Genomic DNA, 20672 nt, shown 5'->3' with positions numbered 1-20672 from the left:
CGCACGTCCGCTGGCCCTGCGGGGCTGGCGGACGACCAATACGGGGCCGGAGTGCGCCAGCATTCCGGCCTTTTCATGTCCACCGGTCGTGCCTAATGCCGTTGTCATGTCCGATCCTGTAGATATCGCGGCGACAGCGCTGGCCACCAATCCGGCCCTGGCCGAACGCCACGCGCGCGCGCTGTGCGCACGCGCGCCTGGCGATCCGCGTCCGCGGTTGATCCTGGCATCGGCGCTGCGCCGTCTTGGCCGCGCGGCCGAAGCGATGCCGATCCTTGACGAGCTGGCAAAGGCCTGGCCGCGTGCGGCACGCACCCGATTTGAGATTGGCGCCTGTCTTGCGGCTTTGGGCCGCCGGCAGGATGCGCTGGCGCAACTTGATGCCGCCGTGGCACTCGATCCTTCGCTGCGCGAAGCATGGACCACGATCGAGGATGTGGCGTTTGGCCAGGGCGACACCCTGCGCGAAACCCGGGCCAAAGCGGCGCTGGCGCGATTGGAACAGACCGATCCCGGTGTCGGCCAGGCCGCTGAATGGATCGTGCTGGGGCTGCATGATCGCGCCGAACCGGTGTTGCAGCAGATTTGCCGCAACCAGCCCGACAATACCGAGGCGGTGCGGTTGCTCGCCTGCTGCTATATCATGGCCAACGCACTCGACGATGCCGAGGTGCTGTTGCGCCATGTCCTGGCGTTGCGTCCGGACTTTGCATTGGCGCGGTTCGATCTTGCGCGTGCACTGTTTCTGCGACGCGAGGGTGAAGCCGCGTTTGCCGAACTGCGGCCGCTGGTCGAGGCCGATCCTGCCAATCCCGCCTATCGCAATCTTCAGGCCGGCTGTCTCGGCCTGCTTGGCGATGACAAGGGGGCAGAGGCGCTGCAGGCCGATCTGGCCCGCCAGTTTCCCGACAATCCCAGTGTTGCGATCAACCACGGGCATGCGCTGCGCACCGCCGGCATGCGCGATGCGGCGATTTCGGCCTATCGTCGCGCGCTTGCCCTGCGGCCCGAAACGGGTGAGGCGTGGTGGAGCCTTGCCAATCTCAAGGTCGGCGTACTGACGCCTGCGGACGAAGCGGCGATGCGCGCCTTGCTGGCCGGGCCCTTGCCCGACGAAGATCGCCTGCATCTGGCCTATGCACTGGGGCGCCGCGCCGAAGATGCCGGCGATGTCGACACTGCATTTCGTCATTACCGGTTGGGGGCGGGGCTGGTGCGCCAGCGACAGCGGGTTGCCTTGCCCGACTATGCTGCGGAACTGGCGACCAATACGGCACTGTTCACGCCCGAATTCCTGGCCGCTCGGGCCGAATGGGGCGATCCTGATCCGTCGCCTGTGTTTGTCGTGGGCCTGCCGCGTTCCGGCTCGACGCTGGTCGAGCAGATCCTTGCCAGCCACGCCGGCGTCGAAGGCACGATGGAACTGCCCTTCATTCCGGCGCTTGCCGCGCAGATCGAGGGGGATGGCGGGCTGGCCAGGCTGGCCCAGGCATCGCCCGAGGCAATCCGGGCGCTCGGTGCGCGATACCTGGCACAGACCGCCATCCATCGCAGGCTGCAACGGACGCGGTTCATCGACAAGATGCCCAACAATTTCCGCCATGTCGGTCTGATCCGCCTGATCCTGCCGCAGGCGCGGATCATCGATGTACGGCGCAATCCGATGGCGTCATGTTTTTCCTGCTACAAGCAGCTGTTTGCGCAAGGGCAGGATTTTACATACGATCTGGACGATCTGGCGCGGTATTATCGCCACTACCTGGCCATGGTGCGGCATTTCCGGACGATCGCACCCGCAGCGGTGCGCACGCTGATCTACGAGGATCTGGTCGATGACACCGAAGGGCAGGTGCGCGCCCTGCTCGATTGGCTGGGGCTGCCGTTCGATGCAGCGACCTTGCGCTTTTTCGAAAACAGCCGCTCGGTGCGTACGGTCAGTTCCGAACAGGTCCGCCAGCCGATCTATCGATCGGGTCTGGACCACTGGCGGGCGTTCGAGCGCCACCTGGCGCCGCTTGCCGCAGGGCTGGGCGACGCGGTCGACACCTGGCGCGACTGATCAGTCGCTGGCGTAGGGCTGCAGCATCGTTTTGAGCGGCAGGCGGGCCTTCATCCGCACCGCCAGCAGCACCGTGCCGCTGATCTTGCGCTGCACGAACAGCGCCTCGGCCGGGGGAATGTGCCAGCTGTCGCGGTCGGACGCGATTCCGGGCACTTCGGCGCGGATATGTTCGACAAAGCTGCGATCGGCAAAGTCGAAATCATCGATCCGGCGGATCTGGTCGAGAATGATCGCGATGATCCGGTCGAGCGCCTCGCCGTGGCGTTCGAACTGCACTGGCGAGACGAACCCGACATTGATCAATGCCTGGCGCACCGCGGCGGCATCGCCGCGGAACCCGGCCGCCAGCAATGCGCCGTAATCGCCGGCGACGTCCGGGGCCACCGCGCGGGCCGCGCCGAAATCCAGAACGACGATCTGGCCGGTCGCCTCGATCCAGCGGAAATTGGCGAAATTGGGATCGGTCTGCATGAACCCGAATTCGAACAGTTCGCGCAGCACCAGGCCAAGCAATGCCTGCATCACGCGGTTGCGCACGTCAGCGGATGCATCGTCGAGTGTTTCGATCGGGCGCGCGGCAATGAAGTCCATCGCCAGCACCTGCCCGCCAGTCAGGTCCATGATCGGGCGCGGCACCACAAACAGCGGATTGTCGGCCAGCAGATCGGCATAGCGCGTCATCATAGCCGCTTCGCGCAGATAGTCGGCCTCTTCATGCAGCTGCCGCTTGGCCTCGACCAGCAGCGGCGCGACATCGAGGCTGGCGGGCAGCAGCCCGGATACTTTCAGCAGTGTCGCGACATTGTCGACATCGGAATCGATGCTGCGCGCAACGCCCGGGTATTGCACCTTGATCGCCACCACCCGGCCATCGGGCAATTCGGCGCGGTGGACCTGGCCGATCGAGGCGGCGGCCACGGGGCGTGCGTCAAACCGGCGAAACCGCTTGCGCCAGCCGGCACCCCATGAAGCGGCCAGCACTTTTTCAAGCTGGGCCGGGGGCATGATATTGGCGGATTCGCGCAGGCGCGCCAGGATCTGGGTCAATTCGGGCGGCAGCATGTCGCCTGCATCGAGCGAAATCATCTGGCCCAGCTTCATCGCCGCCCCGCGCAGCCGCGACAGCTGATCGGTTACGCGTGCGGCATTGGCGGGGGTCAGCAGCAGATCGGCCATGCTGGGGCGATCACCCTGGGCCAGTCGCCGCGCGCCTTCGGCCACCACCCCGCCGGCCACGCCCGCGGCGATCTGCCCGAACGCGCCCAGCCGGGCAAATCGCCCCGCCGGTACTTTGCGTGCATCGCCTGTCATTGTGGTGTCTTTCCCGCGGCCAGCCCGGCTTGCGCCAGCAGGGCCGGAATTTTTTCGCGGCACGCAAAAAATCCGCGTGTGGCATGGGGCCACGCGTGGCGGTCCCACGCGCGGGTGTGTTCGGTCAGCACAAGGCCGGCGCGGCGCAGGGCCCCGCGTGCGGCAATCAACGCATCCTGGCCGGGCCCGGTTGGCACGCGTCCGGTCACCACCTGGCGCGCGCCGCATTCGGTTGCCAGCGCGGCCAGCGCCTCGGCGCCGGCGACATGACAGGCCGGCACCTGCCAGTGCGCGGCCGCGCGCGCCAGCCCGTCGGCCAGCGCGGTGCGGTCCGCTTCGGGCGCATCGCCAGGATCGATGACCGCGACCGCGCGCACCGGCAGGCCGTGCAAGGCCGGTTCGGTTTCGAGCGAACAATCGTCGCGCGTAATCCACACCAGCGTTGGCAAACCGCCATCGGGTGCGATCGTGTCACGCAGCGGCAGGGCGGGCGGCAGATCGGGCGCATCGGGCACCAGCGCGCGTGTGGCAAGACCGGTGGGGGCGAACCGCCCGCCGGTCATCCGCATAATGCGCGAAGCGTCGGCCAGATACGTCTTGCCGCGCGTGTGAAGGCCCGCGACCCAGCGCCACGACAGCGTGTTCGACGCAGCATCGGCATCGATCAGGTGGTGCAGGAAATGCCGTGCACCCAATTCCCATGGCAGGCCCAGGGTAAAGATCCAGATCGAGGCAACCTGCATCCGCGCCCAGTTGTGCAGATATCCGGTGGCGGCCAGTTCCCCGATCCAGTGGTCGAAGCAGTCGATCCCGGTTTCGCCGCGTATCGCCGACAGATGCCGTGCGGCCAGTGCATCGTCCTGCCCCAGCCGCGCATCGATCCGGTCGAGCGCGCCCAGCCAACCGTGCCATACAAACGGGCGCGCCTCGAGCCAGCCTTTGAAATAGGTGCGCCAGAACACTTCGCTAACAAACAAGGCGGCCGCATCGCCATGCTGCGCCAGAACCGGCGCAAGCACGTCTGCTTCGCTTACCGTGCGTCGCGCCAGCGCCGCCGACAGGCGTGACACCGCGTCATGCCGCCCCGCTCCCTGATCCAGATTGCGGCGGGCGGCATAGTCCGCCCCGGCATGCGGTGCAAATTGCGCCACACGCGCCAGCGCATCGGCACGGGTGACGGGGTGTTGGTGGGTCAGCACGGCAGGCGATGGAACGGACAAGCGCAGCAGTCCTTTGAATGCGGCGTCGTCACTGACGGCCGCTCAGGCAGGTGGGGGGCGCAGGCGGTGCGGACAACCTGCCTGAACGGGCATGCGCCCGATCAGGTCAGATACGTGTGCACAATCGCCACCAGTTCCTCGGCGGCAAGGCGGCGGGGGTCGTGCGGATCGGCAGCCGGGTCGATCAGCGTGTCATGAATGTGATCCTCGATCACTTCGGCAATGAACCCGTCGAGCGCGCCGCGGCAGGCCGTGGCCTGCTGCAACACCCGCGTGCATTCCTCATCGGCCTCGACCGCGCGCTCGATCGCTTCGATCTGGCCGCGCATCCGCTTGATGCGGTTCAGCAATTTCTGCTTTTCGCGCGCCACGTGGCCCATCGTCGGTATCCCGCATCCCGTAAAGCACCGCCAGCCCTATGGATCGCGGCGGTTTTGGGGTTGATGCATACCCCCCTAGGGTATAGGCGGGCCGCTGTCGAGTCGGCTTGGACTGACATGCAATCGTCATATTTTGTTGCGATGGCGGGTCCCGGGTAATCGAAATCATGCGCAACCGTCAGGATCAGGGCAGGGCCAACCATGCGAATTTCTGCTGAGACATCCGGCGAGGGCGACAGTTGCACCTGCTCCGCCGTCTTGATCGCAGTTGGTTGTGTGTTGCCCGTGGTGCGCTCCGCGCAAGCGTAACCGCGCGTTCGTTCGTTTGCGCGCTGCCGCTGGTCGCGCTTGCTTTGCCTGGTGCAGCGCGTGCCGACGATACGCCCGTTGATCCCCCCGCCCAGACGTTTGCAGTGCATGGCCAGGCGACGTTCACTGTGCAATCAACGCCCGGCTTTTCGTCGCCCTACACCGGCACCAACAGTCTGACACCGCATCAGACCCGCGAAACCGCCGATGCCACACTGTTTGTCGGGGTCAGGCCCTGGACCGGTGGCGAACTGTGGGTGAACCCTGAATTCGATCAGGGTTTCGGCTTGTCGAACACGCTGGGCGTTGCAGGGTTCACCAGTGGCGAGGCCTACAAGGTGGGCAAGGCCGCACCCTATTTCAAATTGCCGCGCCTGTTCCTGCGCCAGACAATCGATCTTGGCGGCGATATCGCGGCGGCTGCCCCTGCCGCCAACCAGCTTGGCGGCAAACAGGCCACCGACCGCCTGGTGCTGTGGCTGGGCAAATTCAGCGTGGTCGATGTGTTCGACACCAACAGCTATGCCCATGATCCGCGCGGCGATGTGCTCAACTGGTCGCTGATCGATGCCGGTGCGTTCGATTATGCCGCCAATGCGTGGGGCTTTACCTTTGGCGGCGCGTTCGAGCTGTATGACCAGACGTGGACGCTGCGCGCCGGCCTGTTCGACCTGTCGAAACAGCCCAATCAGCCCTCGCTCGAGGTTGGTCTGCAGCAATACCAGATCGTCAGCGAACTGGAACATCGGCACACGATCGCGGGCCATCCCGGCGCGGTCCGGCTGGGCGGGTATTTCACGCGGGGCAATCTGGCGCTGTTGCGCGACATGATCGCATCGTTTGACCAGACCGGCGTTGCCCCGGTCAACAGCGCGTTTCGCCACATGAACGATCACGGCGGCGGGTATCTGAACGTCGAACAGGAAGTGGCCCCGAATGTTGGGGTCTATGCGCGGGCTTCTGCCGGCGACGGCGTAACCGAAACCGACGATTTCACCGATATCGATCGCAGCGTGTCGTTTGGTGCAACCGTCGCGGGTGCCGCATGGCACCGCCGCGATGACAAGGCCGGGCTGGGCGCGATGATCAACGCCATTTCGCGCGCACGGCAGGTTTTTTTCAACGATGGCGGCCTGGGTACGCTGGTCGGTGACGGGCAGTTGCCGCACCCCGGCGATGAATGGATCGCCGAGGGCTGGTACCAGTTCGGCGTGATCAATGGCGTAACCGCGACGTTCGATTACCAGTTCATTGCCAACCCTGCATACAACCGCGATCGTGGCCCGGTCCACGTGTTCGGCCTGCGTCTGCACGCCGGGTTTTGAATGCCATGTCCGTCATGAACAGCCCTTTTGCCGCGTCGTTTGCACTTCAGCCCGGTGCGCTGCTGACCACGTTCGTGTGCCTGGCCACTGCCTTCGTGCTGGGCGTGGTGATCGGCACCGAACGGCAATGGCGCCAGCGCAGCGCGGGGCTGCGCACCAATGTGCTGGTGGCGGTGGGGGCGGCGGCATTTGTCGATCTGGGCCTGCGCACATCAGGGGTGGATGGCGGCACGCGCGTGATCGCCTATGTCGTGTCGGGCATCGGATTTCTGGGCGCGGGCGTGATCATGAAGGACGGCACCCAGGTGCGCGGGTTGAACACCGCGGCCACGCTGTGGGCATCGGCCGCGGTCGGATCGTTTGCCGGGGCGCGTCTGCCGGCAGAAGCGGCGCTGGTCACGCTGTTCGTGCTGGCAGGCAACACGCTGCTTCGCCCGCTGGTCGAATTTGTCGACCGGCGGCCGATGGCGCTTGACGAAACCGAAGCCTTGTACCGCGTGCATCTGACTGTCCCGCCTGAACATGTTGCGCATGGTCGCGACATGCTGTTCGATGAACTGGAACAGATGCATTACCCGATCCGCGAAATCGAAACCCTGGCGGCCAGCGACGATGCGGTGGAACTGGCCGCCGTGCTGGTGCCCTCGCGCGCCAGCGAATCCGATCTTGACGCGATTACCGAACACCTTGCCCGCCATGGCAATGTGATGTCTGCCACCTGGACGGTCAGCACCACGAGCTGAGAAAGCGAGACGCGATGAGCCCAGACCGCAACAGCGCCCGCCCGCTTCCCGCCTTTTCGCGGATGCTGCGCCTGACGCGCCCAAGCCCCGAAGATGCGATCGCATTCGTCATTCTGGCGGGGCTTGGCGTGCTGTTCTTCCGTGCTGCACAAGGCGCGGTGGCGCCGCTGTCCACGTTGCAGATGGCCCCGGTCACGCTCGATCCGGCATGGCTGCCCTATTACGCGTTGCGCACGGTGCTGCGCATGTTTGCCGCGCTGTTCGCCTCGACCGTGTTCACGCTGGTGGTGGCGACGCTGGCCGCGCGCAGCCGCCATGCCGGGCAATTGATCGTGCCCGCGCTGGATATCCTGCAATCGGTGCCGATCCTGGGATTCCTGACCTTTACCGTCACGTTCTTCATGGGGCTGTTTCCGGGCAGCGTGGCCGGCGTCGAGGCGGCGTCGATCTTTGTCATTTTCACCAGCCAGGCGTGGAACATGGCGTTCAGTTTCTACCAGTCGTTGCGGTCGATCCCCAGCGACCTGGAAGAGGCGACGATGATCTACAAGCTGTCGCCGATCCGGCGGTTCCTGGCGCTTGATCTGCCATTCGGCACGCCCGCGCTGGTGTGGAACGCGATGATGTCGATGTCGGGCGGCTGGTTCTTCGTGGTCGCGTCCGAGGCGATCACCGTGGGCAACACCACGGTCACGCTGCCGGGCATCGGCTCCTACCTGGCGGTGGCGATCGACCGGCAGAATTTCTATGCCGTGGCGCAGGCGGTGGGGGCCATGGCGCTGGTGATCATTGCCTATGACCAGCTGTTTTTCCGCCCGATTGTCGCCTGGGCCGACCGGTTCCGGTTTGAAATGGTTGCCTCGACCGAACGGCCCACCTCGTGGGTGTTCGATCTGTTGCGCCGCACGCGCCTGTTGCCGGTGGTGCTGGCCCCGCTTGGCGCAATCGGGCGGCTGTTGCTGGCGTTTGAGCCGCGCACGACGCGCCGGCGGATTGCGGGCGAAACCCGCGTGCATCCGGCCGTCGAACGCGTGTGGCAGGCGCTGGTTGCGATCGTGGTGCTGTGGGCGCTGTTCCTGATCGGGCGCTATGTTATGCGGTACCTGGTGTGGCACGATGTGTTTATCGCCACGATGCTGGCGTGCCTGACGATGATCCGGGTGATGGTGCTGATCGCCATTGCCAGCGTGATCTGGGTGCCGATCGGGGTGTGGATCGGGCTGCGCCCGGTCTGGGCCGAACGGTTGCAGCCGGTGGCGCAGTTTCTGGCGGCGTTTCCCGCCAACGTGCTGTTTCCGTTTGCGGTGATCGTGATCGTGCGATGGAACCTTGCGCCCGATATCTGGCTGTCGCCGCTGATGATCCTGGGCACGCAATGGTACATCCTGTTCAACGTCATTGCCGGCGCCAGCGCCATCCCGACCGATCTGCGCGAAGCGGCCGACATGTTCCATGTGCGCGGGCTGCAATGGTGGCGCCAGGTCGCGATACCGGGCATTTTCCCCTATTACGTGACCGGTGCGCTGACCGCGAGCGGCGGATCATGGAATGCCTCGATCGTCGCCGAAGTGGCATCGTGGGGCAATCACAAGCTGGTCGCGCATGGCCTGGGCAGCTATATTGCCGAGGCAACGACAGGCGGTGACTATGCCCGCGTGGCGCTGGGCATCGGCGTGATGTGCGTGTTTGTGCTGGCGTTCAACCGGCTGCTGTGGCGACCGCTGTACGCCTATGGCGAACGCCGCATGCGGCTGAGCTGATCCCGATTGACCGAATTTACGATAGGAAGCATCGCACATGGCCACCGTTGCCGCTGACGCAAAGCCCCTGCTGGTCGAAGTCAAAGGGCTGAAGCACTTCTACACGGGCGAGGAACACCTCGTGCTCGATGACGTCAATCTGGAATTGACGCAGGGCGAAATTGTCGGGCTGCTGGGCCGCTCCGGATCGGGCAAATCGACGCTGTTGCGATCGATCGCCGGGCTGATCCGCCCAAGCGCGGGGATTGCGCGGCTGGTTCCCGGCCCAGATGTGGAGGACCCGTCGGTGTCGATGGTGTTCCAGACCTTTGCGCTGTTTCCGTGGCTGAGCGTGCTCGAAAACGTGGAGCTGGGGCTTGAAGCGCAGAAAGTGCCCGCCGCCGAGGCGCGTGCGCGCGCCATAGCCGCGATCGACCTGATCGGGCTCGACGGGTTTGAAAACGCCTACCCCAAGGAACTGTCGGGCGGCATGCGCCAGCGTGTCGGGCTGGCGCGCGCGTTGGTGGTCAATCCGTCGCTGCTGCTGATGGACGAACCGTTTTCGGCGCTTGACGTGCTGACCGCCGAAACGCTGCGCACCGATCTGCTCGATCTGTGGTCCGAAGGTCGCGTGCCGATCAAATCGATCCTGATCGTTACGCACAACATCGAGGAAGCGGTGCTGATGTGCGACCGCATCCTGGTGTTTTCGTCGAATCCCGGGCGCGTGGTCGCCGAAATTCGCGTCGATCTGCCGCAGCCGCGCGATCGGCTTGATCCGGCGTTCCGCGCGCTGGTCGATGACATCTATGCGCGGATGACCGCGCGCACCGAAATGAACGCGCCGATGCGCGACGGCGTGTTTCCCGGCACCGGCATCGCGATGGTGCTGCCGCGGGTCTCGACCAACTCGATCGCGGGTCTGATCGAAGAAGTCGACGGCACGCCGTTCGATGGCAAGGCCAGCATGTCGCAATTGGCGGATTCGCTGCAGCTTGAGGCTGACGAACTGTTTCCGATGGCCGAAACGCTGCAATTGCTGCGCTTTGCCGAATTGCGCGGCGCCGAACTGGTGCTGACGCCGTCGGCGCGCCGCTATGCGCAGGGCGATGTCGACCAGCGCAAGGCGCTGTTTGCCCAGGCGCTGAGCCAGCACGTGCCGCTGGTCCAGCATATCCGCCGTGTCCTGGACGAACGCGCCAGCCACGAGGCGCCGGCCCGCCGGTTCCGCGATGAACTGGAAGATTACATGAGCGAGGACTACGCCGACGAAACCTTGCGCACGGTCACGCTGTGGGGTCGTTATGCCGAAGTCTTTGCCTATGACGAAGATGACGACCGCTTCAGTCTGGAAGACCAGCACTGATATTGCGCCCGTCGAGTTCGGCTTCCATCATCCGGCGCATTTCGAATTTCTGCGCTTTGCCGGTCACGGTCATGGCAAAGGCCGCGACCACGCGGACATGGCGCGGCACTTTGTAGTGCGCGATGCGTCCGCGGCAGTGCGCGGTGATGTCTTCGGCGGTCAGTGCGGCGCCGGGGCGGGGGATGACCCACGCGCAGACTTCCTCGCCAAAGCGCGCATCGCGCACGCCGAACACCTGGGCATCGGCGATGGCGGGATGGTCCAGCAGAAATTCCTCGATCTCGCGCGGGGAAATGTTTTCGCCGCCGCGAATGATCGTATCCTTGATCCGCCCGGTGATCCGCACATAGCCCTGCGCGTCCATCGTTGCCAGGTCGCCCGAATGCATCCAGCCCTGCGCATCGATCGCATCGGCGGTGCGCAGCGGGTCGCCCCAGTATCCCTGCATCACCGCATAGCCGCGCGCGCAATATTCGCCGGCCACGCCACGGGGCAGCGTCGCTCCGTCCTGGTCGACGATTTTCGCCTCGGCATGGGGGTGCACGCGCCCGACCGAGCCGACGCGGGTTTCGATCGGATCGTCGGTTGCGGTCTGCGTGGTCAGCGGGCTGGTTTCGGTCATGCCATAGCCGATTGTCACCTGATCCATGCCCAGCCGATCGATCACTTCGCGCATCGTCGCCAACGGGCAGGGTGAACCGGCCATGATCCCGGTGCGCAGCGTGTGCGTGCGCGCAAGTCCAAGTGCCGGATGATTGAGCAGCGCGATAAACATCGTCGGCACGCCATACAGCGCGGTGCAGCCCTCATCGCCCACGGCATCAAGCACCGCCACAGGATCAAAGGCAGCCGCCGGATAGACCATTGCGGCACCGCTGGTGATGCAGGCCAGATTGCCCAGAACCATGCCGAAACAGTGGTATAACGGCACCGGGATGCAAACCCGGTCAGCCGGCGTCAATTGCAGCGTGCGCCCTGTAAAATAGCCGTTGTTAAGGATGTTGCGGTGGGTCAGCGTCGCGCCCTTGGGCAGGCCGGTGGTGCCGCTGGTGAACTGGATGTTGATCGCATCGTCGGGCGACAATGCGGCACCCGCCGCATCGATCGCCGCGGCATCGGCCGGTCGTGCCAGATCGTCCCAGCGCAGACAGCCGGTGTGTGCCGCATCGCCCAGCGTGACCACCAGGCGCAGCCCGGGCACGTGCAAAGGCCAGATTTCGCGCAGCATGGCGATATAATCGCTGGTCTTGAACCGATCGGCGGTGACCAGCACGCTGCATTGAACCGTGTTCAGCGCATGGGCCACTTCGCTGGTGCGATAGGCAGGGTTGATCGTCACCAGGATCGCACCGATCCGCGCGGTGGCAAACTGGATCACCGCCCATTCGGCGCAATTGGGTGCCCAGATACCGACGCGGTCGCCCGCCTGGACCCCTTGGGCGATCAGACCGGCGGCCATGCGGTCGACGGCCGCATCAAGCTGCGCCCAGGTTGCGCGCAGCGCCTGATGGCGCGACACCAGCGCCAGACTGTCGCCCCAGCGCGCAGCGGCCTGGCGCAACGCCGCGCCGATTGTCAGGTCCAGCAGGGGCACGTCGGTCGGCCCCTGCGCCCAGGACAGGTCAGTCATCCTCGTCTCCGCAGCGTTTGCCATCGGTGTATCAGAATTGGTCGGTTTGCGCGAACCGGGCAACCAGCCGCGCGCGCACCGCTTGCCGGTCGAGGCGCAGCGGGTTCTGGCGCAGGCTGCCCACTTCGGCCGGGGTATAGGGGTGAAAGTCACGCGGCACATGCCCCGCGTCAAAACGATACAGCGTCCAGTTCAGCAATTGGGCCAGCCGCGCATCGTCAAGGTTGGTGGTGGCAACGCCCGGCACCCGGCCCAGGAATTCGCGCCCGCCCGGCACGGTCAGAAACCGTGCGACCATGCCGCGCATCGGCGGATTGGAACGATCATCACCGCTGCCGTCGGGACGGTGGCAACCCTGGCATTTCAGCATATAGTCGGCGGTCGCCTGTTCGGCGTCGGGCACCCCCGGCATCGTGCCCGGTGCCGCGCCGATCAGGGCCAGACCCAGGATCGGCAGCAGGCGGATGCGCACGGTCATTTTTCCAGCCTGGCGTGGAGTGCGGCAAGGTCGGTCGGGCTGATTTTGGGGGCATCGGCGGCATAGCCTGCGACTTCGGCCACGGTGAACGGGCGAAATGACGGCCCATCGTGGCTGATCCGCGTCCCGATGTGGTTCAGCACCGCGGCCACGTCGGCGGCATCCAGCCCCGATTGCGCGGGCATCACATTGCGATAGCTTTGTCCTTCGACCACAAGCGGCCCGATTAGCCCGACCATGACCACCAGCGCCAGATAGCGCCGCCCCTCGGGCCGCGCGGCCAGCATGCGCAGATCGCGATTGAGCGGTGGAAACGCGCCAGGCAGGCCCGCGCCGGTGGCGGTGTGGCATGCCGCACAGCGGCCAAAAAGCGATGCGCCATCGCGCGCAGCATCCTGCGCCTGCGCGCCGGTGGTGGCCAGCGCCGCGCCGATCAGCGCCACAGCCGCCGCGCGCCTCACCGTGGATGATCCAGCGCCACGCCCACAATCACCGCGGTCGAACAGTTGTAAACGCTGCTGCCCGTGCCCAGGCACCAGTTGTAATCGTTGTTTGATTGCGTGCGCACTTGCGGCCGGTCCCCTTCGTTGCGGTTGCACAGGCATTGCCCGCACGAACTGGTGCCGCAGCAATCGTTGTAGCTGATGATATAGGCGCGATTGTCAGCCGGGTTGGTGCAGGTGCCGATCCAGGTTATCGGGCTCATTTCAGTGCCGGGCGGGCACTGGTTGACCGCGCCGCCGCAGCACGTGCACAAAAACCCGTCGATGGCGCAATAGCGCCAGTAATCGCACGTGGTGCGATCGCCCGGATCCTGGATAGTGCCCGAGGTTACCGTCTGATGCGCCGGTCCTTCGGGGTGGGTGGCCGCACGCGCGACCGGCAGCACCGGAAACGCGGCCGCGCCGGTCATGCCCAGTCCCAGTTTGGCAAGCAGGCTGCGGCGCGAAGTGCCGCGCGCGATCGTACGCGTCAGGCGTTCGGCAAATGTGTCCATACCGGCCATGGCTCAGGCGTCTCCACTGCGTTTGGCAAGATAGTCCTGGATCGAGGCGACCCCGTGCTCCTTGGCGACAAACAGGCTTTCAAGATGTTCGCGGCTGTTGACCAGACCGGTCGAGGCAACCCGTCCCTGTTCGTCCAGCAGCACGGCATAGGGCAGCTTTGACACGCCGAACGACCGGCCCAGCGCTTCGGACAGGACCATCGGCAGGTGTTCGATCGCATGCACTGCGGCCAGCTGGCGATAGGCGGCAGGCGCGCCATCGCCCGCGATCACCACGTCGAGCCAGCCCGCTTCTGCCCGCGCGGCAGAGCGCACCACCGGCAGCAGCGATTTGCACACCGGGCAATCGGGCGAGGCAAAGAACAGCAGCTGGCTGCGTTTGTTCCGCGTGCCGCCGATGACCAGCGTGGCCCCGGCCGTGGTGGCAAGCGTCAGCGCGGTTGCTGCTTCGCCCACTTTGGCGCTTTGCGGCAGGGTCAGCGCGCCTGCGGGCGCGATGCGTTCGTGCAGCACGCCGATCTGGCGCGCCAGTGCGGCAATCAGCAGCGCCTCGACGATCACCGCCGCCCATAACAGGATTTGCGAAATCAGCATCACGATGTCCTCCAGCGCGGGGCCGGGATGGCCATGATATCAAGTGCTGCGAAATAAAGCGCCAACGCGCCGCATGCCGCCATCGCGTCGAACGCCAGGGGAAGGGTGGCCAGGGTGGCGGGCGACGCGGCCGCCGCGATCGCCAATGCCGCCAGAACCAGCGGGCGCGCGATCTGTGCCCTGTCGACCGCACGCGGGCGTGCCTGCAGATCGCAACCGCAATCGAGCACTTCACCGCGGCGGCGCCACAGCGCAAAACCATAGGCCAGCCACAGCAGGGCTGCGATCGCCGCGCCTGCCGGCACGGCTTCGGGCAGCACGAGGCACAGCGCGGCGACCGCTTCGACAGCGCCCGCCAGCACCATCAGCACGGTGGACAGCGGGCCTGTCACCCCGGCCAGCCGTCCGGTCGCGAGGCGCAGACGGTCTCCGTCGCGCAGTTTGTGCAGTGCCGACAGCGCCAGCACCATCGCCAGAAACAGAGCCAGCGCGCGCATCATGGCACCGGGGTGATGGTGACGGGGTTATACGCCACGGTGGCGCCCAATGAGCGCACAAAGGCCCCCGATACCGCGTCATAGACGTCGATCACCCCGTCGGCGCGCGCCAGCACGAGATGGGGTATGTCTTCGCGCGTTACCGCCACCGCAATCGACTGCGCCTTGAGCGCGATCCGCGCGGTGCGCACCTTTTTGGCGGTGTCGAACACCCACACTTCGGTGCCGCCATCCTTGTGGCTGCCCTCTTTGCCCGCGGGGTTCATCAGCACATACAGGTGCCCCGCCGCATCGGCATTGATGACCTGCCAGCCCGAGGGGCGCCATTCGGGGATGGCGCCTGCGGCTGTGCCGACGGTGAATGCGCCAGGGATCATTTTGGCCAGATCGCCCGAAAAATCGAACCCCTGGAGCACGCCGCGCTGCCCGACAAACCACGCGGTGCGGCCCACCCAGGCCGGGGTGCTGAACAGCGCCTGCTGGTCGATGTCCTGCACGCGCCTGATCGTGCCCGAACGGGCGACTTTGCCCGTCGCATCGAGCGCGACCGAAAACAGCGACCCATCGGCGCAAAAGCTGGAAAAGCCGCGCGTGCCGGTGGGGTAGATCTGCGAACAGCCGGGCAAGTCGATTTCGCCCAGCACCGCACGGCCGTCCAGATCGACCACGCTGACCGATTGCGCCGGCGTAAAATTGGCGACCAGCGCCCATTTTTCGTCATTGGTAAACTGGAACAGCTGCGGATAGGTCACCGATTGCTGGCGTTTGCCACCCGGCAGCACCACTTCGCCGGTGGGTTTGAGATCGGTCAGGTTCCAGAACGTGATTGCATCGGTGCGCGTGCCGCGGGTCAGCCGGCTGTAGAACGTTTCGGCAGTCAGGATCTCGCCGCGTTTGACCGACAGCAGGGCATTGCCGAACTGGGCCGCGCGCACGATGCCTTTCAACGGCTGGTTGGCCGATGCGGTGTCGACCACCACCACGCGGCCATCGACAATCGAATTGAAATTGAAATCGTGGATCAGCACCCAGCTTTTGGGCCAGGCCGCAGGCAGATGCGCCACCGCCGGCATAGGCTCGGCGGGCAGGGCGGCGGGATAGGCCGCGCCATCGGCCAGCGCAGGGCTTGAGGTGGCCAGCGCCAGCGCGGATGGCAGCAAACCGATCCACTTGCGCCCGGACTGTCTGAGCATTGCGCGTTTTCCTTCTGGCAAAATCTGCCGCGCCCACCGCACGGGGCGGGCCCAGGCGCAAAGACTGCGGCCACGACAGAAACTTGTCAATGTACCTAAATTGTGGTTGTGACCTAAATTCAGCTGGAGAACCCTTGTGCCACCCGCCGTATCCGATCTGATCGTGCCCGAACGCACCGCCGGCTATGTCAAAGGCCGCGAAACCCGCGAACTGATCTTGCGCACCGCGCTGAACATCCTGATCGAACATGGCTGGCAGGCGATGTCGATGAGGCGGATCGCGGCCGACTGCGGGATGAAATTCGGCAATCTGACCTACCATTATCGCACGCGCGAGGATCTTGTGCGCGAACTGCTCGATGCGGTGATCTCGAGCTACGAGCGCGAATTCGATACCCTGGTCGAGCGCCCGGATCTGAGCCCCGAAGAACGGCTCGATCGGTATTGCCAGCTGGTGCTCGACGATATCTCGGCCAAGAAGACCACGCGGTTCTTTCCCGAGCTGTGGGCGCTGTCGAACCACGATCCCTTCATCCATGACCGCATGCACGAGCTTTACGCCCGCGCGCGCGCACCGTTGCATCCGATCATCGCGGCAATGCGGCCCGATCTGGCGCCGCCGGCGCGCGAAACCCTGGCGCTGTTCATCTCGTTTGCGATGGAGGGGGCGACGATGTTTGCCGGCCATGCCAAGCCGTTCGAAGCGCGCATGGACCAGATCAAGCACATTGCGATCACCAGCTTTGTCGATCTGGTGCGCGGCTATCGGTCGGGTGGGGGCGGCGCAGGCTAACGCACGTCCGCGTGCGCATTGCCCGATCCGCCGTTACCCCATCAGCCGATAGCCCACACCGGGCTCGTTGCGCAGCAGCACGGGCGTGGCGGGATCCGCCTCAAGCTTGCGGCGGATGCCGCGGGCCGCCACGCGCAAGTATTCGACATCGTGTTCATGCCCGGGGCCCCACACCGCGCGCAACAGCTGGGCATGGGTGATCACGCGGCCGGGATGATGCGCCAGTTCGGCAATCATCCCGTATTCCTTGGGCGTCAGGTGCACCTCTCGGCCTTCGCGCGTGACCAGCCGCGCCGACAGGTCGATCACCACATCGCCCAGCGTGACCACGTCTGACTGGCTGGTTGCGCGCAGGCGGTGGCGCAGTGCGGTGCGCAGCCGGGCGCGCAGTTCCTCGCTGTCGAAGGGCTTGATCACGTAGTCGTCGGCACCCAGGTCGAGTGCGGTCACCTTCTGATCGGTGTCGCCGCGCGCCGACACCACGATCAGCGCGCAGCCCGCGGCCTTGATCAGCGGCACCAGTTCCAATCCGTCGCGATCGGGCAGGCCCAGATCGAGCAGCACCGCGTCGGGCTTGTCGATCGACAACGAGGCCATGGCAGCGCGCGCGTCGATGGCCTCGATCACGCGATAGCCTTCGCGGATAAGCGCGGTCTGCAACAGCCGGCGGATCGCGGCATCGTCTTCGATCACCAACACGGCGGGCGGTTTCATAGGGCGCTTTCTGCCTTTTCGATATCGGGACTGGTCAGGTGCGCATTGTCAAAGCGGATCGAAAAACACGCCCCGCGCACGCCGTCGGTGCGGTTGGCCGCCGACACGGTCAGCCCCATCGCGGTGCAGAACCCGCGCACGATGGCCAGGCCCAGCCCGGTGCCGCCCTTGCGGTCGGATCCTTCGATCCGGGCGAAGGTTTCGAAAATGCGGTCTTCCTCGCCCGCTGGCAGGCCCGGCCCCTGGTCGAGCACCATCAGCGTCAGCCTGCCGGGTTCGCGGTGCGCGGCCAGGGCGATTGCTGCGCCGGCATCGCCATATTTGGCGGCGTTGTCGATCAGGTTGATCAGGCACTGGTGGAACAACTGCGGATCAACCCGCACAAACGGCAGATCGGGCGATACGTCCATCACGATCGGCGTATGGGCCAGCCGGACGCGCAAGTCGTGCACCGCGCTGGCAATGGCCTCGGCCAGATCGACCGGTTCGCTGTTGCGTGTCAGCACACCCGCCTCGATCCGCGCCATATCGAGCAGATTGGCCAGAAATCCGCTCAGCCGTTCGGCTTCGGCCCGTGCGCTGCCCAATTGTTCGGCCTGCACGGCATCGGCGGGCGCGATCGCTGCCAGATTGCCGATGATCGCGGTCAAAGGCGTGCGCAAGTCGTGGCTGACCGAAGACAGCAGCGCGGTGCGCAACCGGTCCTGTTCGCGCAATTTGGCAACGGTCGACATTTCGCCTTCGAGCGTGATGCGTTCGAGCGCCAACCCGGCCTGGTCGAGCAGGCTGGACAACAGCGGCGACTGATCGGTGCGCAAGGGTGCTGCGGTGTCGGCGCGCGCGATCCCCAGCACACCCAGCACGCGGCCACCGGCGTTGACCGGGGTAAACAGCCATTCGCACGCGCTCAGCGTGTCGGACCCGCGCCCGGCGCTGCGGTTGTTGTCGAACGCCCAGCGTGCGGCGGCGTGTTCCAGCGTGTGCATGCGGTCTTCGGGCGGGATGGCAGCGCGCACCGCCAGCGTGCCCATTTCGGGCAGCATCAGCACGCTGCGCACATCGAGCAGCCGCGCGACTTCGGCGCAAAGCACCTGGCCCAGCTCGGTTTCGGTGGCGATCGCGGTCAAGTGGCGCGCAAAGCCTGCCAGCGCGCTGTTCTGCGCCGCGCTCTGGCGGGCAAGCATGGCATGGTCGCGCACGCGCGAGGCCATCTGGCTGACCAGCACGGCGATGCCCAGCAGCACCATCACCGTGATCAGGTTTTGCGGATCGGCAATCGTGAACGTGTAGATCGGCGGGATGAAAAAGAAATTGTACGCCAGTGACGAGGCAAGACCTGTAACCAGCCCGGTACGCAGGCCATAGCGCGTGGCCGCCACCAGCACCGGCAACAGGTATAGCAGCGCGATATTGGTAACATTGCCCAGGCCATAGATCGAATGGCCGATCAGCGTGACCAGCACGACCAGCGTCAGCGACACGCCATAGCCGAACGGTGATCCCCAGCGATCGGCACGCAGGCGTTGCAACGGCCCGGGTCGCACGCGTTCGGCCTGGTCATCCAGCGTCAGCACATGGATCGCCACGCCCGAGGCATGGCGCACCATGTTGTCCACCACCGACCCATGGCGCCATTCGTGCCAGTGCGAACGCGCTGCCTTGCCCAGGATCAGCTGGGTCGCGCGCGCTTCGTCAAGAAACGTCGCCAGGCCTTCGGTCACCGATTCTGCGGGGATGGCCGCTGTCTGCCCGCCCAGATGCTGCGCCAGTTCCAGCGTGGCCGACAATTGCCGCGCCTGTTCGTCCGAAAACGCCAGATCGCGCGTGGTCTGGACATGCAGCGCAGTCCAGGGCGCGCCCAGCGCATCGGCCATGCGTTTGGCCGCGCGCACCAGCGCTGCGGCACCGGGGTGTTCCGACACGGCCACAACCAGCCGTTCGCCCGCCGCCCATTTGCCCCCCAGTGCATGCGCGCGCACGTGATCGAGCATCTGGGCGTCGATCGCCTGCGCCGCACGGCGCAGCGCCAGTTCGCGCAAGGCCGACAGGTTGGATTTGGAAAAGAAATGCGCCAGCGCGCGGCTGGCTTCTTCGGGCACATAGACTTTGCCGTCGCGCAGCCGTTCGATCAGCTCGTCGGGGGGCAGGTCGACGATTTCGAGTTCGGCCTGTTCGAGCACCCTGTCGGGCAGGGTTTCGCGCACCCGCACCCGCGTGAACGAGGCGACGACATCGTTCAGGCTTTCCAGATGCTGGATATTGAGCGTCGAATAGACCTCGATCCCGGCATCGAGGATTTCCTCGACGTCCTGATACCGTTTGTCATGGCGGCTGCCCGGCGCATTGGTGTGCGCCAGTTCGTCAATCAGCACCAGGCCTGGCCGCCGCGCCAGCACCGCATCGATGTCCATTTCTTCGAGCACGCGGCCCTGGTATTCGATCCGGCGGCGCGCGATCACTTCGAACCCGGTGGTGCGCGCGACGGTTTCCATCCGGCCGTGCGCCTCGACCAGCCCGATCACCACATCGATCCCGGCCTTTTGCCGCGCCGCTGCATCGTCGAGCATTTCGCAGGTCTTGCCAACGCCCGGCGCGGCGCCGAGAAACACCTTGAGCCGACCGCGCGATTTTTCGCCTGCGCCCGCGCTGCCCGCGGTTTTGCCGTTGCCCAGTGCCAAGGTGCGCAACAGGGCATCGGGGTCGGGACGGGGCAGGTCGTTCATGAAACGTGTTGTGCGCCTTTGCCGGCCAATTTGTCGAGCGCCAGATTGAGCGTCAGAACATTGACCCGGGGTTCTCCGATCAGCCCCAGCAAGGGCGCGCGTATCGCGTTCTGCACCAGCGCGTTGACCCGGGCCGGCGCCAGATGGCGCGCGGCAGCCACGCGCGGCACCTGCCACTCGGCGGCCTCGGGCGTGATATCGGGATCAAGCCCGGATGCCGATGTGGTCAACAGATCGGCTGGCGCACCCGGATTGGCGCGCACATCGGCCGACACCCGGTCGATCAGGGCCTTTGACGTGGGGCCCAGGTTCGACCCGCCCGACTGGGTCGGATCATAGCCTTTGCCCGCCGCCGACAGCCGTGGATGGAAATAGCCCGGCGCGGCAAAGGCCTGCCCGATCAGGGCAGAGCCGATGACATGGCCGTCGCGCCGGATCAGCGATCCATTGGCCGCGTGCGGAAACAGCGCCTGCGCCAGTCCGGTCATGGTCAGCGGATAGACCAGACCGGTCAGCACAAACAGCAGCACGGTCAGCACAAGGGCCGGGCGAAAGGCCTTGGCCAGATCATTCAGCATGGGTCGATGTC

At 65.7% G+C, this 20672-nt stretch carries 19 protein-coding genes; 6 read left to right on the top strand and 13 right to left on the bottom strand.

What is annotated here, in order from left to right:
* Positions 1-106: 106 nt before the first annotated feature.
* Entirely contained in the window at positions 107-2059 is a 1953-nt protein-coding gene (locus G404_RS0106585) for a tetratricopeptide repeat-containing sulfotransferase family protein (protein WP_028640375.1), read from the top strand.
* On the opposite strand, the gene G404_RS0106580 is transcribed toward G404_RS0106585, so the two are convergent.
* The 3 genes from G404_RS0106580 to G404_RS0106570 form a co-directional block, all read right to left on the bottom strand.
* Entirely contained in the window at positions 2060-3373 is a 1314-nt protein-coding gene (locus tag G404_RS0106580; protein WP_028640374.1) for an ABC1 kinase family protein, read from the bottom strand.
* Positions 3370-4593, bottom strand: a complete 1224-nt coding sequence (locus G404_RS0106575) for an FAD-binding domain-containing protein (protein ID WP_245584423.1) — start codon at positions 4591-4593, stop codon at positions 3370-3372. Before G404_RS0106575 ends, G404_RS0106580 begins: the two co-directional genes overlap by 4 nt.
* A 101-nt stretch (positions 4594-4694) precedes the next feature.
* The gene (locus tag G404_RS0106570) at positions 4695-4973 is read right to left on the bottom strand and encodes a metal/formaldehyde-sensitive transcriptional repressor (RefSeq protein ID WP_028640372.1); all 279 of its coding nucleotides are present in this window, start codon (positions 4971-4973) and stop codon (positions 4695-4697) included.
* Between the two features lie 437 nt (positions 4974-5410).
* Here G404_RS0106570 and G404_RS0106565 point away from each other — a divergent pair, with 437 nt between their 5' ends.
* From G404_RS0106565 to G404_RS0106550, 4 genes are read left to right on the top strand one after another with little or no spacing between them, the layout of a single operon-like run.
* On the top strand, positions 5411-6607 hold the full coding sequence (locus tag G404_RS0106565; RefSeq protein WP_245584422.1) for a carbohydrate porin: 1197 nt from the start codon (positions 5411-5413) through the stop codon (positions 6605-6607).
* Positions 6608-6621: 14 nt separating this feature from the next.
* The gene (locus G404_RS0106560) at positions 6622-7350 is read left to right on the top strand and encodes an MgtC/SapB family protein (RefSeq protein WP_051280293.1); all 729 of its coding nucleotides are present in this window, start codon (positions 6622-6624) and stop codon (positions 7348-7350) included.
* A gap of 14 nt (positions 7351-7364) precedes the next feature.
* Positions 7365-9110, top strand: coding sequence for an ABC transporter permease (locus G404_RS0106555; RefSeq protein WP_028640369.1), 1746 nt, complete (start codon positions 7365-7367; stop codon positions 9108-9110).
* A 37-nt stretch (positions 9111-9147) separates the two neighbouring features.
* Positions 9148-10455, top strand: coding sequence for an ABC transporter ATP-binding protein (locus G404_RS0106550; protein WP_028640368.1), 1308 nt, complete (start codon positions 9148-9150; stop codon positions 10453-10455).
* On the opposite strand, the gene G404_RS0106545 is transcribed toward G404_RS0106550, so the two are convergent.
* The 7 genes from G404_RS0106545 to G404_RS0106515 are packed head-to-tail and all read right to left on the bottom strand — an operon-like array spanning position 10433 to position 15853.
* Complete coding sequence (locus G404_RS0106545) at positions 10433-12085, bottom strand: AMP-binding protein (protein ID WP_028640367.1); 1653 nt, start codon at positions 12083-12085, stop codon at positions 10433-10435. The two genes, G404_RS0106550 and G404_RS0106545, sit on opposite strands and share 23 nt — an antisense overlap.
* A gap of 31 nt (positions 12086-12116) precedes the next feature.
* A complete protein-coding gene (locus G404_RS0106540) occupies positions 12117-12563 on the bottom strand; it encodes a cytochrome c family protein (RefSeq protein WP_051280291.1) in 447 nt (148 codons plus the stop codon).
* Positions 12560-13024 carry a c-type cytochrome gene (locus tag G404_RS0106535; RefSeq protein WP_245584421.1) on the bottom strand — a complete coding sequence of 155 codons (465 nt, stop codon included), beginning with the start codon at positions 13022-13024 and terminating at the stop codon, positions 12560-12562. The genes G404_RS0106540 and G404_RS0106535 overlap by 4 nt, the downstream gene beginning before the upstream one ends.
* A complete protein-coding gene (locus tag G404_RS0106530) occupies positions 13021-13569 on the bottom strand; it encodes a methylamine dehydrogenase light chain (RefSeq protein WP_028640364.1) in 549 nt (182 codons plus the stop codon). Before G404_RS0106530 ends, G404_RS0106535 begins: the two co-directional genes overlap by 4 nt.
* Positions 13570-13572: 3 nt before the next feature.
* Positions 13573-14163 carry a redoxin family protein gene (locus tag G404_RS0106525; protein WP_211230741.1) on the bottom strand — a complete coding sequence of 197 codons (591 nt, stop codon included), beginning with the start codon at positions 14161-14163 and terminating at the stop codon, positions 13573-13575.
* Complete coding sequence (locus G404_RS0106520; RefSeq protein ID WP_169719693.1) at positions 14163-14660, bottom strand: MauE/DoxX family redox-associated membrane protein; 498 nt, start codon at positions 14658-14660, stop codon at positions 14163-14165. The genes G404_RS0106525 and G404_RS0106520 overlap by 1 nt, the downstream gene beginning before the upstream one ends.
* Entirely contained in the window at positions 14660-15853 is a 1194-nt protein-coding gene (locus tag G404_RS0106515; protein WP_051280289.1) for an amine dehydrogenase large subunit, read from the bottom strand. Before G404_RS0106515 ends, G404_RS0106520 begins: the two co-directional genes overlap by 1 nt.
* Before the next feature lie 136 nt (positions 15854-15989).
* On the opposite strand from G404_RS0106515, the gene G404_RS0106510 reads away from it, so the two are divergent.
* A complete protein-coding gene (locus tag G404_RS0106510; protein WP_028640360.1) occupies positions 15990-16646 on the top strand; it encodes a TetR/AcrR family transcriptional regulator in 657 nt (218 codons plus the stop codon).
* 33 nt (positions 16647-16679) lie between these two features.
* Here G404_RS0106510 and G404_RS0106505 read toward each other — a convergent pair whose 3' ends face one another.
* Genes G404_RS0106505 through kdpC form a run of 3 tightly spaced genes read right to left on the bottom strand, consistent with a single transcriptional unit; the run spans position 16680 to position 20661 of the window.
* A complete protein-coding gene (locus tag G404_RS0106505; protein WP_028640359.1) occupies positions 16680-17360 on the bottom strand; it encodes a response regulator in 681 nt (226 codons plus the stop codon).
* Positions 17357-20083 carry a sensor histidine kinase gene (locus G404_RS0106500; RefSeq protein WP_028640358.1) on the bottom strand — a complete coding sequence of 909 codons (2727 nt, stop codon included), beginning with the start codon at positions 20081-20083 and terminating at the stop codon, positions 17357-17359. Before G404_RS0106500 ends, G404_RS0106505 begins: the two co-directional genes overlap by 4 nt.
* On the bottom strand, positions 20080-20661 hold the full coding sequence (kdpC, locus tag G404_RS0106495; RefSeq protein WP_028640357.1) for a potassium-transporting ATPase subunit KdpC: 582 nt from the start codon (positions 20659-20661) through the stop codon (positions 20080-20082). Before kdpC ends, G404_RS0106500 begins: the two co-directional genes overlap by 4 nt.
* Positions 20662-20672 lie beyond the last annotated feature (11 nt).

The organism is Novosphingobium acidiphilum DSM 19966, assembly GCF_000429005.1.
Taxonomy (GTDB): Bacteria; Pseudomonadota; Alphaproteobacteria; order Sphingomonadales; family Sphingomonadaceae; genus Novosphingobium; species Novosphingobium acidiphilum.
This window is presented reverse-complemented; position numbering and strand designations above follow the sequence as displayed.